This is a genomic window from Streptomyces sp. NPDC018026 (assembly GCF_044327745.1).
In the GTDB taxonomy this organism is placed as follows: Bacteria; Actinomycetota; Actinomycetes; order Streptomycetales; family Streptomycetaceae; genus Streptomyces; species Streptomyces rubrogriseus.
The window spans coordinates 13,716-29,006 of sequence record NZ_JBIRFY010000031.1 but is presented as its reverse complement, the minus strand read 5'-3'; the positions used below and the strand labels follow the sequence as shown (position 1 = coordinate 29,006).

The 15,291-nt window shown below is 66.9% G+C and carries 10 protein-coding genes; 6 read left to right on the top strand and 4 right to left on the bottom strand.

The genetic code is table 11. The annotated features are described in order from the left end of the window. Positions 1-772: 772 nt before the first annotated feature. Positions 773-1,654, top strand: coding sequence for a GNAT family N-acetyltransferase (locus ACH4D3_RS40800; RefSeq protein WP_398332822.1), 882 nt, complete (start codon positions 773-775; stop codon positions 1,652-1,654). Positions 1,655-1,761: 107 nt separating this feature from the next. Here the strand turns inward: ACH4D3_RS40800 and ACH4D3_RS40795 are convergent, their stop codons facing one another. Together ACH4D3_RS40795 and ACH4D3_RS40790 are read right to left on the bottom strand one after the other, a co-directional pair. Next, positions 1,762-2,358: an NADPH-dependent F420 reductase gene (locus ACH4D3_RS40795; protein WP_134655071.1), complete on the bottom strand. Its 597-nt coding sequence runs from the start codon at positions 2,356-2,358 to the stop codon at positions 1,762-1,764. A 41-nt stretch (positions 2,359-2,399) separates the two neighbouring features. After that, positions 2,400-3,245 carry an inositol monophosphatase family protein gene (locus tag ACH4D3_RS40790; protein ID WP_398332821.1) on the bottom strand — a complete coding sequence of 282 codons (846 nt, stop codon included), beginning with the start codon at positions 3,243-3,245 and terminating at the stop codon, positions 2,400-2,402. 130 nt (positions 3,246-3,375) lie between these two features. Between ACH4D3_RS40790 and ACH4D3_RS40785 the strand changes: the two genes are divergently transcribed. After that, positions 3,376-4,338 carry a LysR family transcriptional regulator gene (locus ACH4D3_RS40785; RefSeq protein WP_398332820.1) on the top strand — a complete coding sequence of 321 codons (963 nt, stop codon included), beginning with the start codon at positions 3,376-3,378 and terminating at the stop codon, positions 4,336-4,338. A gap of 304 nt (positions 4,339-4,642) precedes the next feature. On the opposite strand, the gene ACH4D3_RS40780 is transcribed toward ACH4D3_RS40785, so the two are convergent. Together ACH4D3_RS40780 and ACH4D3_RS40775 are read right to left on the bottom strand one after the other, a co-directional pair. Next, entirely contained in the window at positions 4,643-5,293 is a 651-nt protein-coding gene (locus ACH4D3_RS40780) for a hypothetical protein (protein WP_398332819.1), read from the bottom strand. After that, positions 5,290-6,216 (bottom strand): ParA family protein, encoded by a 927-nt coding sequence (locus ACH4D3_RS40775; RefSeq protein WP_134655075.1) that lies wholly within the window; start codon positions 6,214-6,216, stop codon positions 5,290-5,292. Before ACH4D3_RS40775 ends, ACH4D3_RS40780 begins: the two co-directional genes overlap by 4 nt. 4,630 nt (positions 6,217-10,846) lie before the next feature. Here ACH4D3_RS40775 and ACH4D3_RS40770 point away from each other — a divergent pair. The 4 genes from ACH4D3_RS40770 (at position 10,847) to ACH4D3_RS40755 (ending at position 14,873) form a co-directional block, all read left to right on the top strand. After that, positions 10,847-11,857, top strand: coding sequence for a bifunctional DNA primase/polymerase (locus tag ACH4D3_RS40770; RefSeq protein WP_398332818.1), 1,011 nt, complete (start codon positions 10,847-10,849; stop codon positions 11,855-11,857). Further along, positions 11,854-13,449, top strand: a complete 1,596-nt coding sequence (locus tag ACH4D3_RS40765; protein WP_398332817.1) for a phage/plasmid primase, P4 family — start codon at positions 11,854-11,856, stop codon at positions 13,447-13,449. Before ACH4D3_RS40770 ends, ACH4D3_RS40765 begins: the two co-directional genes overlap by 4 nt. 146 nt (positions 13,450-13,595) lie before the next feature. Continuing rightward, positions 13,596-13,976 (top strand): DUF6009 family protein, encoded by a 381-nt coding sequence (locus tag ACH4D3_RS40760; protein WP_381610378.1) that lies wholly within the window; start codon positions 13,596-13,598, stop codon positions 13,974-13,976. Positions 13,977-14,294: 318 nt separating this feature from the next. Then, on the top strand, positions 14,295-14,873 hold the full coding sequence (locus ACH4D3_RS40755) for a GNAT family N-acetyltransferase (protein ID WP_398332816.1): 579 nt from the start codon (positions 14,295-14,297) through the stop codon (positions 14,871-14,873). The last annotated feature ends 418 nt before the right edge of the window (positions 14,874-15,291 follow it).

Genomic DNA, 15,291 nt, shown 5'->3' with positions numbered 1-15,291 from the left:
CAATCTGCCATCGGGGGATGGCCCACCCCCACGCCCTCCCCCGCCACACCACCGTTCCCCTCCGCCGGGCTGACCTAAGTGCCCCCCCCCCCCCCCCCCCCCCCCCCCCCCCCCCCCGGAATCGAACGTATCGCAGAAGCCGGCTGCCTGATCGGTCGGCTGCCCGTGAAGTCGCGGGCAGCCGACCGAGGGGCGGCATTGGCGGCCCTCGTGGTGACCTGGTGTCGTCGAGGGCGGTGACTGCTGACGCTGCCCGGACCGTGAGTCCCAGGACGCCGTGACGGCCAGGTTGCCGGGCCGCTTGGCTGCCCGGCTCAACACCTCCCGGCGCCCGCCGGCGCCATCGTGCACTGTCGGCAGCAACCCTTCGAACAGCGCATCCGCGCGGGTAGTCAGGCAGCCGGAGATCTCGGTCTGGGCCCCGACAACCGGATCGGAGAATCGACGCGTACAGCGTCGTACAGCGGACTCGTCCCCAGGGCCTTGGCTGGAGTTCGACGAGGGTTTCGCGGACTGCCTGCCCCCGACGACGTCGCCGAGCAGTCCGCCGATCGGATTTACCCCATGCCGCCGTCAACTGCGAGGGCACTGCCCGTGACAATGCTGGAGTCGTCACTTGTCAGGAACAGCGCGGCGGGTGGCAGTCTCCTTGGGAACGACGTAACACCCCGCCGCGATTTCCGTCGATTCAAACCAATAGGCATGAAGGATTTCTATTATTTTGCATCAATCTGGTTCTGTTCTGAGGCCCCTGCGTCCGGTCGACATCACCGTGGCAGCAGATCTGCTGATGCTCGCAAGCGCTACGGGCATCCGCCACCATCTGGAACTTCAGCTGGCCACTGCGGAGGCCGGGAAGGACGGCTGGGCGTTCGTGGCGGAACGAGACGGAGTGGTCGTGGGCGCGGCCCTGTTGTCGAGGGACCCCGCGTTTCCCGGTTCAGTCATCACGCTCGTCTCCGTCTCCGAGCCCGCGCGCAGGGCCGGAGTGGGAAGCGCACTCGCTGACCTGCTGACTGAGCGGCTCAAGGAGGAAACGCTGCCTGCCTTCTACCGGCTCCGCGACGACCTCACCGAGGGGCGGCGCTTCGCTGAACAGTACGGCTACACGGTGCACAGCCACAGCGTGGGATGGGGCCTCGATCTGGCCTCCCAGCACCGCACGTTGGAGGCGGCCGCGCATGAGGCCTCCCGGTCTGCCCGCGTGCGAATTCGCCAGGCGGACCTGCCTCATGACATCGACGAAGTACTGGAGTGTGCCGCGCGCTGCCTTCCTGACTTGCCGACCGAGGAGGGTGACGTGAGGCAGGCAGGTGACTACTTCCCGGAGAACACCATCCTGCTGCTGGCCGAACGCGACGAACGCGAGGATGAAGAGATCGAGCGACCGGCCCTAGGCCTGACAGCCCTGGCACCGGAGAAGGACGGCGACACCTGGTACACCCTCTTCACCGGAGTGGTGACGACTCACCGCAGGACCGGCATAGCCCGCGCGCTGAAGTCTGACTCCTTTCTCCGGGCCCACCGTGCTGGCGCACGGTCAGTACATACGCACAATCACGATACGAACGACGCGATCATCGGTCTCAACGCCTCATTCGACATGCGACCGGCACCCGGCTACTGGGACTTGCGACGCCCGATCCCGAAGTGAGCGGGTTGCGAGCCGGGTGAGGCACGCCTTCTGAGTGCAGAGCCGGCGCACTCGCGAGCGACCCCCTGTGCGGAAGACAGTCACCTTCCGTACAAGGGGTCGCGGCGTCAGCGGGCGATCGACACGGCGAAGGGCACGAATCCGTCGGAGCGGATCACATGCGGTACGAACAGCACGGCGGCTTCGGTAGCCCGAGCGGTCTCGATCCCGCCGAGGTCCGTGATCCATTCGGGCTGCCAGCCCAGGTCGCCCAGGAGCCCGCGGACCACCTGCTTGGCCTCCGTGCTCTCGCCGGAGAGGAAGGCCGTCGGCTTCTGAACGAGTGCGGCCGGCGCGGTCATGACCGGATAGAGCATCGTGTTCAGCGTTTTGACGACGTGAGTGTCGGGGAGCGCTGCCTGCAGTCGCTCGGCGAGGCTCGATCCGGGGTAGATCAGTTCGCGGGGCAGTCCGTCCGGGCCGTCGACGGTGGCATTGGCAAGGTCCACCAGGATCTTGCCTCGCAACTCCTCACGCAGAGCGGACAGTCGCTCCAGTGAGCCGTCGCCGGGCGTCGCGTTGATGACGATGTGCGCTTTCCGAGTGCTGTCGGCCGCCGAGCCCTGCGCACGCCCTCCGATGCTCACCTCGTGCCCGACTCGGGTCAGAGCTGTGGTCAGGTTGCCGCCGACGCGACCGTTTCCGAGTACTGCGATCTGGGTCATGGAGGCCTGGTCCTTTCGGTGCGGGGGGGTATTCCGCGTGGTCAACGGGTGAGAGTGGCGACGGCGGCCGCGTGCACGCCCGGGGCGGCGGCCAGGAAGCTGTCGCTGTCCGGGGTCCACGTGCGTCCCGCGGCATCGGAGATCCGACCGCCGGCCTCGGACACGAGGAGTGCTCCGGGAAGCAGGTCCGCGCGTGCGCCGGTGAACTGCCAGAAAGCATCGATCCGGCCTGCGGCTACGGACAGCAGGTGCAGGGTGGCCGGCACGGACGTGCGTACCACGAGCGCGTCGAGAAGCATCGCGGTGACGGAGGCGCCGATGCGTCGCACGATGCTCGTGTCCTCGTCCGGCCTGGCCTGGCTGGTCGCCACGAGAGCGAGGCCGAGGTCCGTCGCCCCGGACACCCGCAGTGTCCGGCCGTTCAGGTGGGCACCACCCCCGGCGAGAGCCGTATAGGTCTCACCGGTCAAGGGCAGGTGGACAACGGTGAGTATCGGGCGGTTGTCATGCACCAGGGTGGTGGTGACTGCCCATTCCGGCAGGCCGTGAAGGTGGTTGATATTGCCCTCCGCCGGATCCACCAGCCACCATGCGCCAGAGGGCAGCGATCCACCCTGCAGCTCGTCATCCACCCAGCGAGCGTCCGGCCGCAGGGCCGTGAGGCGAGGCTTCAACACTTCTAGTACCGCGTCGTCGTTGGCAGCGAGCGCCCGGGTCAGATCGTCGCGGCTGTCGGTGCGGATCGCGTCGCCGAAGCGCTCCCGAAGGACGGAACCCGCCGTACGAACGGCATCCGACGTGTGTGCCAGCAGCTCGGCGCAGGGCGAGACAGGTGCCTCTGCTCCGGCTTCGGCAGGCAAAACGGTACTCCGTGTCGATTCGGGCATGACGGTCTCCCATCCAAGAGGGGGTCATGGGGCGGGCGGGAATCTTCCTTCGATCCGTCCTCGCCTCTCGACCGTATGTTTCCACTTCATTAACAGCAAGTGCATGTCATGAACGTCTAACATGACTCACATGCAATTGGACTTGAATCTGCTGACGGCACTCGACGCGCTTCTGGAGGAGGGCAGCGTGGCCGGGGCAGCAGCGAGGCTCCACGTGACCGCACCGGCGATGAGCCGGAGCCTCGGCCGAATCCGGCGAACGACGGGAGACCAAATCCTGGTGCGCACCGGCCGCGTGATGACCCCGACGCCCTACGCAGTCTCCGTCCGGGAGCATGTGCACGAGCTGCTGCTCCAGGCCCAGACCGTGCTGGCGCCCAGCCGTGAACTCGACCTCGCCTCCTTGGAGCGCACCTTCACGCTCCGCTGGCACGACTCCCTGGTCACCCTTGGCGGAGCCGCTCTCCTGTCTTCGGTCCGCCGCCAGGCGCCGGGCGTGCGGCTGCGCTTCCTCGCGGAATCGAGCCTCGACACACCCGAGTTGCGCCGCGCTCAGATCGACCTGGAGGCCAACGCGGACCGTTCCTCAACGCCGGACATCCGGAGCGCGCATGTGACGTCGAGCCGGTACGTGATCGTCGTACGCCAAGGGCACCCGCTCACCCGCGACCAGGCCGTCACCGCCGCGCAGTACGCGGCGGCCGAGCACATCACCGTTTCGCGCCGCGGGCATCTCGGCAACACGTTCGACGACGCCTTCGCACAGCTCGGTCTCACCCGGCAGGTGGTGGCGGCCGTACCCACCGAGGCGGCCGCATTCGCGTTCGCTCGCGTCTCCGACGTCCTTCTCACCGTCCCCGACATCACGGTGCATCCGGCAGCCACGGCTTTCGGTCTGACCGCGCTGCGCCTGCCGATCGAGCTGCCGCCAGCCCCGCTGTACCTGTCGTGGCACCAGCGCTACGACGGCGACCCCGCGCACATGTGGCTGCGTGACCTGGCACGAATCGCTCTCGGCGGCCGGGACAGCGGGTGCGTCGCCCGCACTGACCGGGACGCTGCAGGCGAGAGCGAGGCGAACGAGCTGCCCTGACCGGCAACATGGTGCGGCCCGTACTGATCAGGTGCAGCGTGCCACTCTCGCGATCACGGTGTCGGTCGCAACGTCCTGCTCACTCGTATCCGGCCAGAAGGTGAGGAGAGCCGACAGCCCCGTGCCGCTCAGACACCGGCCGGTCCAGCGCTCCCGGCATGATCGCGTGCTACCCGTAGGACGGTCCGACCCGGACGAATTGATCCCGTTGTCATGACGGTAGGCACATCCGGAAGGCAATCGTCCGGCCTCACGTCACACGAGGCCGGGCGAGTAGGGTGTCCGGTCGTCCTCTCCAACCCGGTCAGGCGTCGCGGCGTCCCGGAAGGAACTGGTCGAGCACGACGGCAAGGAACTTGGTGTGGTCCGGAAGGCCGGACTCCCTCACCAGGCGGTCGATGATCGCCCGCTGGGCCTTGGTCGGTTTGTACTGCAGTTGGACGGGGCCGAGTCCTCGCAGGTCCGAGTCGTCGGGCTTCACGGTGACGGCGAACAGTTTGGACTGGAATTTGGGCGCGCGCCGCGCGTCCTCGACGACCTGCGCGAGTCCCTTCTCGGCGGCCGCCTCGACGGCGACCAGCACGATCTGGGTGTGTGTGATGTCGTTCTGCTTGCGGTACTTGCGGAAGCGCGCCGCCACGTTCTGGGACACGTAGAAGCCGACGGGCTTCGCGGTGTCCGCGTCGTTGAGTTCGAGCTCGGGGTCCGGCTCCCGTACGGCCTCGCGTGCGGGCTGGGGAATCACCGACGGTGCGGCCAAAGGGGTCGGCATCGGCGTCACCGGCGCTACGGGCTGGCTCTGCGCCGGGGCGGCGGTGGCCCAGCCGGCGAGCGCGCTCGACGAGGCCGCCGAGCCACCACTTCCACCTCCGCTGAACAGATTGCCGACTCCCTCGTCGGACATGCTCTGCTCGTCGTCCGCGTCCATGCGATTCTTGCCCTTGGGCGGGGTCATGCGGCAGCTTCCTTCCTGAGCTCGAGTGCCCTGGCGAACATCTCTTCAGTGAATCCTTCGTAGTCGGAGACCAGACCTTCGACGGTCTCGGGGATGGTCCGGTCGCCCTCCCTGCGCCGGTCGGCCAGCTCCTGGACCAGCAACCCGCGCTTGCGTACGAGGCGTGCCACCGATTCCGTGTGTCCGATGAGGTGCTTGAACATGTGGGCGTCCTCGCCGAGCACCTTGTGAACCTGTTGTCGTACATCGGCGTGAATGCCCGTGTAGGTCCGGCCCGTATCGAACAGGAGTACGCCGAGAAGCTCCAGGTGTGGGTTGAGCTGGCTGACGAACCTGACGTAGGAGAACTCCAGGCCGATCTGGGCGAGTCCGTCCTCGGCGCCGCCGTCGCTCTTGACCGGGATGATCAGCCAGCGCGCGGTGGAGAGAGCGAGTCGCTGGAGCGACGGGTTCTCGGGCGGGGTGTCGAGGATGATGATCTGGTACTCGTGTGCGATCGGCAGCAGGCACATCAGCAGCCGCAGGTAGGCCTGGGGGCCTTCCTTCGCGAGAAGCGTGTGGAAGAAGATGCCGAACTCGTCGCCGAGCGCCGGACCACCCATGACGACATCCAGGTTCTCCCTCACACCTCGCCGGGGCGTCAGGGGGGTGCCAGTGCGCAGGGACTCGAGGAGTCCCGCTCCCCCGTCGTTCCACTCGGCACGCTTGTAGCCGAGTTCACGCGCGATGTTGCCCTGTGCGTTGCAGTCGATGATGAGGGTTCGCAGCCCGCTGCGGGCCGCTTTGCCCGCAGCGTTGGCCGACACCGACGACTTGCCCACACCACCCTTGCCGTTGCCGAACATGAAGATGTGCGACAGCGAGGCCCACGGGATCTGGGGCAGGTGCTGCTGGCTGTCAGGTGCCGCGAAGGGACTGGCCATGGATCCTCTCTCAATATCGTTCAGGTCCGGGGAAGTCCCGGTGAAAACGGGAAGCTGGCACGCGATCAGGTGGCGAAATGTCCGCTTTAACGACGTTCGCCCGAGCGAAAGTTCTCTCAGAACGATTCTGAGCCTCAGAACGCGTGATCCTGATGCCGAGTACCCTCCCGAACCCGCTTATGAGGGCCGGCAGAGCCCTCTAACTCCCCTTCTGGGCTGGTCAACGAGGGATCTGGTGATAGCGCTTAAACGTGACACCCCGCATCTCCGCTCGCCTGACTGTTCACTGCTTGACAACTCGGCTCAGTAACCACTCCGCCAGTGGTGCTTCCAGCAGGGTGAGCAACCGTCACTCCCATAAACTCAGTCACCTCCGGCGAAGTTGCGACACAAAGTGATGCACAGGCTAGCAGAGTGATCATGATGCGGGTACGACGACATGCGCATCAACCGACTATGGATTTAGCGTGCAAGCAAGTCCCGGCCCCAGCGGGTCCTGCAACCTGATCACTGGTCCACACTCCCGCACGCGGTTGTGCTCTGCGTCCCGTCACTACGCCAACCGACAACCCGGTCACCGTGTCGACGTGCTGCCCAGTCCAACGGCCCGTCGGCTACTGGACATGCGACGGGGCGGCGAAGCCGACGTTCATACCGGCAGACCACGGGACCCGCACGTGGACCGGTCGACTGGCGGCGCCATCCATCACCGAACCCACCTGGACCCCTGCTTCCCTTCAGGCCGCGCAACGCGTTTCCCAATAGGCCCCCGTACTGACTCACCACTCCCCCGCCGGTCCTGCGACTCACCTGGCGTGTATGCCTGCACCACATCAAACCCACAACCAACTTGATGTCCTGGCCTGCCACCTGGCGTCCAGTCCTGCCAGGAGTCATGCATGCCTGTTGAGGGACATGTTCGCCCAACCACGGACTGTCTCCTGTGCCTGCATCTGCACCTCCTGTCCCGCACGGAACTCCCCTTGCAAACAGGTAACCGTTCCCGTACGGAAGCCAACCCGGAGACAGGTGTCCTGACAGGCAAGGCGCCCGATTTGGCGATCGGCACCCAAGCAAATGACCCACTCCGCCAACCCGCAAGCACGCGCTTCCGTAGGTCACTTGACCTGAAGGCAGGCCTTCGCTCTCACGGCCATCTTCACCTGCCGTCGAACCTGCTTCCAGGTAGCCACGTCCGCTTGCGATCAACTGCCCAACCAAGCCCGGCTGCCCGCGTCTGAACCGACTGGCGTGCAGGCCGCCAACCATGCCAGCTAACGAGCTTGCGACTCGGCACTCATCCAAGCGCATGCGAGTGTCTTTTCTCAGATGGCGACTCACGCGATGATCCAGACCGTCTGGGAAGTGTGAGGCAGCATTGGAAGGTACACCCTGATCAACGCACTGCCCTGAGCTTGTATCAGTGTTTGACTACAAGCTTGCTCCAGTGTTTGCAGGCTTGTTTGTTTTCCCTGGTCAGATGGCATACTCGCGCTCTACATCAGAGTTCACCTTAGAGACGCTAGTGCCACTTCGTCCAGCTCTCGAAGCTCGAATGATGGCGAGTCGACCGCTGCTCGGCGGGACAAGTCCAGCTGGCGACACCCTGATGTCAGGGGAGCATACTGATGGGCAGAAGATCGAAGTGACTGTCCAGTACCCATCTCGGACTCTGCCGCACTGGCTGAGACCATTGGGCGGGAGAAACCTACTGGCTGGACCGTGCGTGCGAAGCATGCACAGCGGAATTGCCCCTACCAGGGGGCCACCTCTATCGGCCAGGCAGCCCGAGGGAGGAGCCGCGAGACTTGCACATCTCGCTGACTTCCATGCTTGGCTGTCACGGCACTCAGAAGCCCTTCGCCGGGTGACGACCTCTTCGGAGTCTGGGTCAGTAGCGCGTTTGGGGGGATTGAGGTGAGTGCTACTGTCGCGGTTGGCTGTGGGGATCAGCCTCCTTCCAGCTCGTCGATAGATGATCAGACTCCTGGTTCCTTCTGATGCTCACACGGCTCATCCGGCGCTTCACGCGTACGCGCTTCTGTATGGATCGTTCCCGGCAGCCTCAGCCAGTCTGGTCCGCGCAGGCGCTACTTTCTGCGGTCCGAAATGAATGCTCCGGCAGTCCCGAGGTGCCATGTCGGAGTGGCACCCCGGCCTCCAGCGCTTCCGGCGAGCAGAACCACACCGTGACCTGATGGGGGAGTACTCCTCTGTTCCACGGCGAGCGTTCGCCTGGCTTGCAGGGTGTTTCCGATCGATCGCGAGATCAAACAGGGTGCTCTCCGAAACGGCATCCCCCGCACGTGATGATGGCGCCGGATGCCGACCACGGTCCGCCGATCGTTAGGACCAGGAGGCAGCGGAGTCCGCAGAGCGCTATGAGCGGCTTCTGCCGTGCGGGGCGTCCACGGGGCGCCCCTCAGGGGGATTCCGGTTGCTCACCGTGGAGCGACGGGCGCCCATCAACCAAAGCGGGTGGTCTTCGTGTTCGTGACTCTTCGTCCAATGAGGGCATGTCACGCCCCATCCACTGTCGTCCGACTCGATCCTCGTCCACAGTGCCCGCGGGTGCGCCCGGCACCCCCTCGGTGTCGCGCTGTGAGGGGAGGCTGGAGTGGGGCGAATAGGTGGAGCCGGGGGAGGGGGCGCAGCGAAGGGCGTGCGGACAAGCTTCCACAACCAGCGTGGGCGAAGACCCGGCTGCCTGCGGACGGCGGCCCCGCGTCTTGTGTTCTGGCGGCATGCGGAAGGCTGCCACGTACCCCGAACCGGGCGCCTACCGATGCCGCGTACAGTTCTTGCAGCTCCCTTCACGCCTCTTCATGACCTGCCCAGGGACGGGACCGGGGGCGCCCCGGCGTGGGGGAGGGGCTGCGTCCACTCTGCGGCTGCCGAGGGGCCGGCCGCGTCGGACAGCCCGAGCAGGGGCCCGGTCGGTCGGGGCCCGGAAGTCGCCCGGGGGAGCCACAGAGGGCGCTGGCCGGTGATTCCGGTCCGTTCTCTGAGAGGCTCTCAGAGAACTCGTTGAGATTTTGACTATCTGGCAGGGCCGATCCGATGCCGCCAGTGAAACAGCCGGCCACGGGATCTGAACGCCGCCGGTGTGGACGTGAACCACAAGCGCCTCGGACGAGTGATGCAGAAGTCCATGCCGGGCCTTACCTCGGCGCCAGCGCCCGCCGGCCGGCAAGTCCTGACCGGAAGACGCCGCCATCCACTCGGTCGCGTCGGGTGCGAGACTCATGCGCTCGATCTGTGCCGGTTCCTCTGCGATCGCCGCCGTACGTGCGGACAACCCTGTCTCGTAGGCGGCGATCGCCGCGGCCGGGTCATCGGTGTGTCCTGCAGCCGGGCCGGGGTGGCGCTCCAGTGTCCGTCTTCGAACCGTTGCCGGTCCGCTCAGGCGGCGTCGGCACGAGCACTCACCGAGACACAGATCGTGCCTTCCCGAAGGGCTGCGCCCCCAGGTCCAGGTTGCTGCCGAGGGCGATTGCGCTGCCGGTCCCGACGAATCGCGCGACCCGAGGCTGGCGTTGCTCGGCGTCGCTGATCATCCGCCGGAGACAGGCGTGGAGGTGAACAGGACGCTCGTCGGTAAGGAGCGGCCGGATGCGGGGGACGTTCGCCGTCCGCGCTGGTGCAGGAGGTCCGAGTCGGTCTGGGTGCCGCCGGTGAAGGTCAGCCGGTGGCCGCGGCGGGGGACCGCTGGACGGCCGGCAGGTGGGCCCCCAGCCGATAGCACGGTTCGGCACCCTCAACAGGAGTAGCCCGCGGAGGATTTCATTCGCATCAGCGAACCCAGGGGCTTCTGTGTGTGGGCCATGAACTACGGCTTCCGGAGAGTGCACTGTCCGTCGAGACGGCGTACCCCTGCAGTACGCCTTCCTTCTGGCCCACGGAGGCATAGGGCTTCTGCGCAAGGAGCCTGAATCCAGGGCGGGCGGGGGGCTTGCGGTCCGGGGCGGCTTACGGGTGCCAGGAGGCGTTCAAGGGCGGCCGCAGTGCCGCCCGGTCGCGGCGCGGGACTGAGAACGCTTCAGTCCCGCTTCAGTCCCGTCCCGGAAAGGCGCAGGTCAGCGAGCTGCTCAAGATCCAACCACGGGCTCAACGGGACTAACGGGACTGAACCTTCTTGTTCCCCAATCGTGTGCGTGTGCGTGTATGCGCACACGCGTACTAGTGAAGGCAGTCACGTACGTAGCCTATAAGGGGAGCCATCAGTCCCGTCAGTCCCGTGATCGTTTGACATACCTGTCCTGACCTGGAGCTTTGTCTACGGGACTGAAGCGGGACCGAAGCAGGACGGGACTGAACGGGACCCAACTCCCGCCCGGACCCTGCCGGGCCCACCGCTCCCACGGGACTGACGGGACCGAAGTTCCACGACACGGCAGCGCCCACGCCGCCCCCAGGAGCAGGTGCGCTAGTCTCAAGGCCGCAACATGAAAAACTCAGTCCCTTCAGTCCCGTGGTCGGTTGAAAATGCCCTCTGACCTGGGAGTTTAGTAAGGGGCTGAAGCTAGAAACGACTGACGACGAATCGCGACAAGGACGATCAGTGGCGCGCCAGCCTGCGACAAGCCCGCCACCCCTGCCAGGGGCCGTTGGTCCAGTCAGCGCTGTTGATGTGGCCCGGTGGTGTGCCGGGGCGGGCTGGCCGGTCCACCCCCTCGCTCCTCGTCAGAAGACTCCCGCGGCCAACTGCGAGGCGTGCAGGCGGGACCGGCACGCCCCGGGAACCTGCCGGTGCGCCGCCGAGGGCCGCTGGTGTCACGGTTTCCACGCGGCCACCACGTCCCTCGGGCGAATCGACGCATGGTGGGGCGCCCACCCCAGGCTCGGTGTAGGTGTGTCCTGTGGGCCCGCGAACCTCGTCGTCATCGATGTGGACGCGCACGCCGCCGAGGTACCCGACCGCTCCCGGCTCCTGCCGGGCATCCCTATCGGCCCCCAGGTCAACCTCGCCGGTCTCGCCACGGGTTTCGACACGCTGGCGCTCCTGGCCGCGCTTCGCGGCCGTCCCAGTCCCGCTTCCGACGTGGAGACGCTGCGAGTGCGGACCCCCTCGGGCGGACTCCACATCTGGTACCGCAATCCGGACCCACAGACCCGCTACCGCTCGTCCACGGGTTCCAGCCCGAAGACCGCGCTGGCCTGGCAGGTCGACGTCCGGTCAGACAACGGGTACATCGTCGCCCCCAGTACCCGCACCACGGCGGGCGCGTACGAACCGGTGGGGGAGACCCGGTACCCGGCTCCCCTCCCTGACTGGCTTGCGGCCGAGTTGGCCCGCACGGGGCACACTCCGCCGCCCGAGGCCACCCATGTCCCGCCGCCGCTGTCCCGCCGCCCCTCGGCCAAGTCGGCCGCGCGCATCCTGGACCCACTCCTCGACGAGGTGGCACGGTGCGCGGCGACTCCCGAAGGGGCGAGCTTCACCGAGAAACTGAACCGAGCCGCCTACGCTGCCGGAGGACTGGTTCGGGGCGGACACCTGAACGAGGCCGACGTACGAGATTTGCTGGTGCGAAAAGCCCGGCAGGCCCGCCCACACCAGGAACGCCGGAATCTGACCATCATCGAATCCGCTCTGTCCGCAGGCGCTCAGCGCCCGTTCCATCCCCGAGGACGCTCATGAGCAGCGCCGAGCGCGGCCGGTTCGACGCCGTCGCCGCCGCGGAGCAGATCCAGCAGCAGAGCTTCGACCTCGAGCTGCCCGCCGGCCGCGCGGCCCCGTCTCCGGGACAACCCAGTCTGCCTGCGCAGCAGACCGAGGGGCCGAGCGTCGTCACGGACGGCGGTGGAGCCCCTTCGGGACTGCTGCCCGACGAACTGACCGACCGCGCCAACGCCAAGCTGTTCGCCCGCCTCTACAGCGACCGCTTCCGGCACGTGGAGGGCCTCGGCTGGTACTGCTGGGACCAGCACCGCTGGAAGCGCACGGGCGGCGAGAAGGCGGCGCTGTGGGCGGCCGGTGACATGGCGGAGCAGATGCCGGACACCGACCCACGCGCCCACTTCAGCCCCCGCGAACTGGCCCAGCACCGCAGGCGCACCCAGTCCACCGCCGGGATGAAGGCGCTCCTGCACCAGGCCCAGGCCGCACCCGGCCTCAGCCTCGACCCCGACGTCCTGGACGGGGACATCTACGCGCTGTGCACCCCCGCCGGGGTGGTCGACCTCAAGACCGGCGACCTGCGCAAGCCCGACCCCGTCTCCGACATGCACTCGCGCGCCACGACCGTGGCCCCGCAGAAGATGCCGATCCCGCGCTGGGACAGCTTCCTGCGTGACACCTTCGGGGACGACGAGAAGGGGCAGGAGACCACCCGCTTCCTGCACATCCTGCTCGGCTACTCGATCACCGGCGACGTCGGCGCGCAGATCCTGCCCTTCCTGTACGGCTCCGGTGCCAACGGCAAGTCCGTGCTCCTGGACGTCATGACCCAGATCCTTGGCGAGTACGCGAACGCCGCGCCGCCCGGATTCCTCATGGAGAAGGGAAAGTTCGCCGAGCACTCCACCGAGCTGACCGAACTGCACGGCCGCCGCATCGTGGTGTGCAGCGAGCTCAAGCCGAACGACAAGTTCAACGAGGCTCGGGTCAAACTGCTCACCGGTGGTGACAAGATCACCGCCCGGCGCATGCGCCAGGACTTTTTCAGCTTCACGCCCACCCACAAACTGTGGCTGCTGGGCAACCACCGGCCCGAGGTCGGCACCGGTGGCCACGCCTTCTGGCGCCGCATGAGGCTCATCCCGTTCGAACGGGTCGTGCCGAACCACCGAAAGATCGACAACCTGGCGGTGGAGCTCGTACGTGACGAGGGGCCCGGCATCCTGCACTGGCTGATCGAGGGTGCCAAGCGTTACCTGGACACCCGCGACCCGCTGCACGGCCCGTCCTCCGTCCGCCTGGCCACGGCCGCGTACGAGACGACCGAGGACCACATCGGACGCTTCATCGGCGAGTGCTGCACCAAGGGGCACGACGGCAGGCCCAATCCTGATCTGCGCGTCGAGCAGAAGCTGCTCTACGAGACGTACTGCCGCTGGTGCGCGGAGGAGAGCATCCGGGCCGCGTCCAGCCGCGCTTTCGCCAGCCGTATCCGCCAGGAACTGGGTCTCTCCTCCCCGTCCGAGATGATCAAGAACAACGACCGTAAGCTCTACCCGGGCCTCGCTCTGCTGCCCGACGTCACGGGGGGGGTGACCGGTGAGGATCAGTGACGCCCTGGGCCGTCGCGGTTCCTGCCCGTACCATGGTGTGGACGACCACTGCGCCAGCAGCGGTCGGCGGGACAGAGAAAGATCGGTGTGACCGCCACACAAGCAGGCCGGTGCGCGGCCGAAGAAAATGAGGAGGGTCTGCGGCCATGAGCTCGATGCTCCAGGACAACCAGCTCACCGACGAGGAAGTCGTGGTGTGGCTGGAGAGCACGGAGAACCTCGACTACGTGCGCCAGGCCCTCGACAAGTCGACGCGGCGACGCGGCAAACCGCGCTACGAGCGCGACGGCCGCATGATCGGCTACGCGAACCTCATGCCCGACGCAGGCAAGGACCCCGACAGCGGGCTCTTCGAGCGGCGCACGTTCTTCCTCCTCCCGCACGACCGTCCGTACGACCCGACCGGGCCGTACGAAGTGGGAGCGCCCGGCGAAGCGGTGGACCCGCGGACCATCTCGCCCGGCCGGGTCGGCATGAAGACGCCTCGATCTCAGAGAAGCTGCGCCTCCGAGACCGTCGCGTCGTAATGCCGCTCGGCGACTACAGCGCCGGCCGGACACAGGGCGCACCGTCGCGTGTCCTCGCGTCAGGTAAGTCACCAGCACGTCCGCATCACGCGACGTTCCAGAACTGGCCAAAGCCGCGCAGTACGCCAAACCGCAACGGCAGACTTCGATGATCGGCTGAAGCTCCTGCCGCCCAGGGCAACGTACCGGTCGGATGTCGGATGTCGACCAGGATCTGCTGCGGTGGGCTCCAGCCCCCTAGGAGCGTGCGTCAGCAACGGCTTGGCTGCTGTCGAAGAGGGGTTTCAGCTGGGCACTGTGTTGGTTAGGCTGCTGGTCATGAATCCGCCGTCGCCATCCAGCGGTGTGCATGCCGAGCTCGCCGTCCTTGGTGCCGGGGAGTTGGTCTCCGATCCGGAGCTGGAGGCCGAGTTCGTGGAGTCGGCGCACCGGATCCTGGCCACCCTGGTCCGTGGAGGTGCCGCGCTTGGCTGGATCAATCCGCCCTCGCGGGATGACGTGGCGGAGTTGCTCGGCCAGGTCGTTGCTGCGGTGCCGACCGGGGACGCGGCCCTGCGTGTCGCGTACCTGGACCGTCGGCCTGTCGGGATGGGATATTGGCTCCGCTACAGCCGACCGACCCACCGGCCGCACGCTGATCTGGAGAAGATCGCGGTCGATGCTGCCGCCCACGGTCGTGGTGTAGGTCGGGCATTGACAAGCGCCCTGATCGGTGACGCCCGTGAAGCGGGAATCGAGGTACTCACTCTGGACGCCCGTGGCGACAACGCCGGCGCCCTGCACCTCTATCGGTCGCTGGGCTTCACCGAGTACGGACGTCTGCCCGACTTCGTCGCCTTCGGCGAACGTCGCTACGACAAGGTCTTCTGCATGCTGGACTTCCGCCGGCAGCGCTGACCACCGCCCGGCAGCGAAAGGCCTGTCACGACCCGCTGGCGACTTCGCGATCTTCATACGGGATGATCACGATGTACGTGGTGACGATGGACTGTTCGAGGTCGAGCCGGTCGACAGGAAGGGGCCCCGAGCCGCCCGACGGCGGTGGACAAGACGTTCCACACCTTCGATCCGCACCAGGTGCTACTGGGGGCGGAGGCCTACCGGCGGCTGCTCGATGCCTCCACCCGCTCGTTCAACTACGCGTACCAGCTCGCCCACCTGCAGCGCGAGGCGGGCCGGGCCGCGCACCAGCTGCCGCTGGCCAGCTTCCCCGGCGTACGAGGTCGGCGGCGAACTCATACTCATCGGCGCGCTGCACGGCGTACGGCTGTGCGGCACACGGGTGCCGCCGTGACGGGCACGGGAGCGAGGTCGC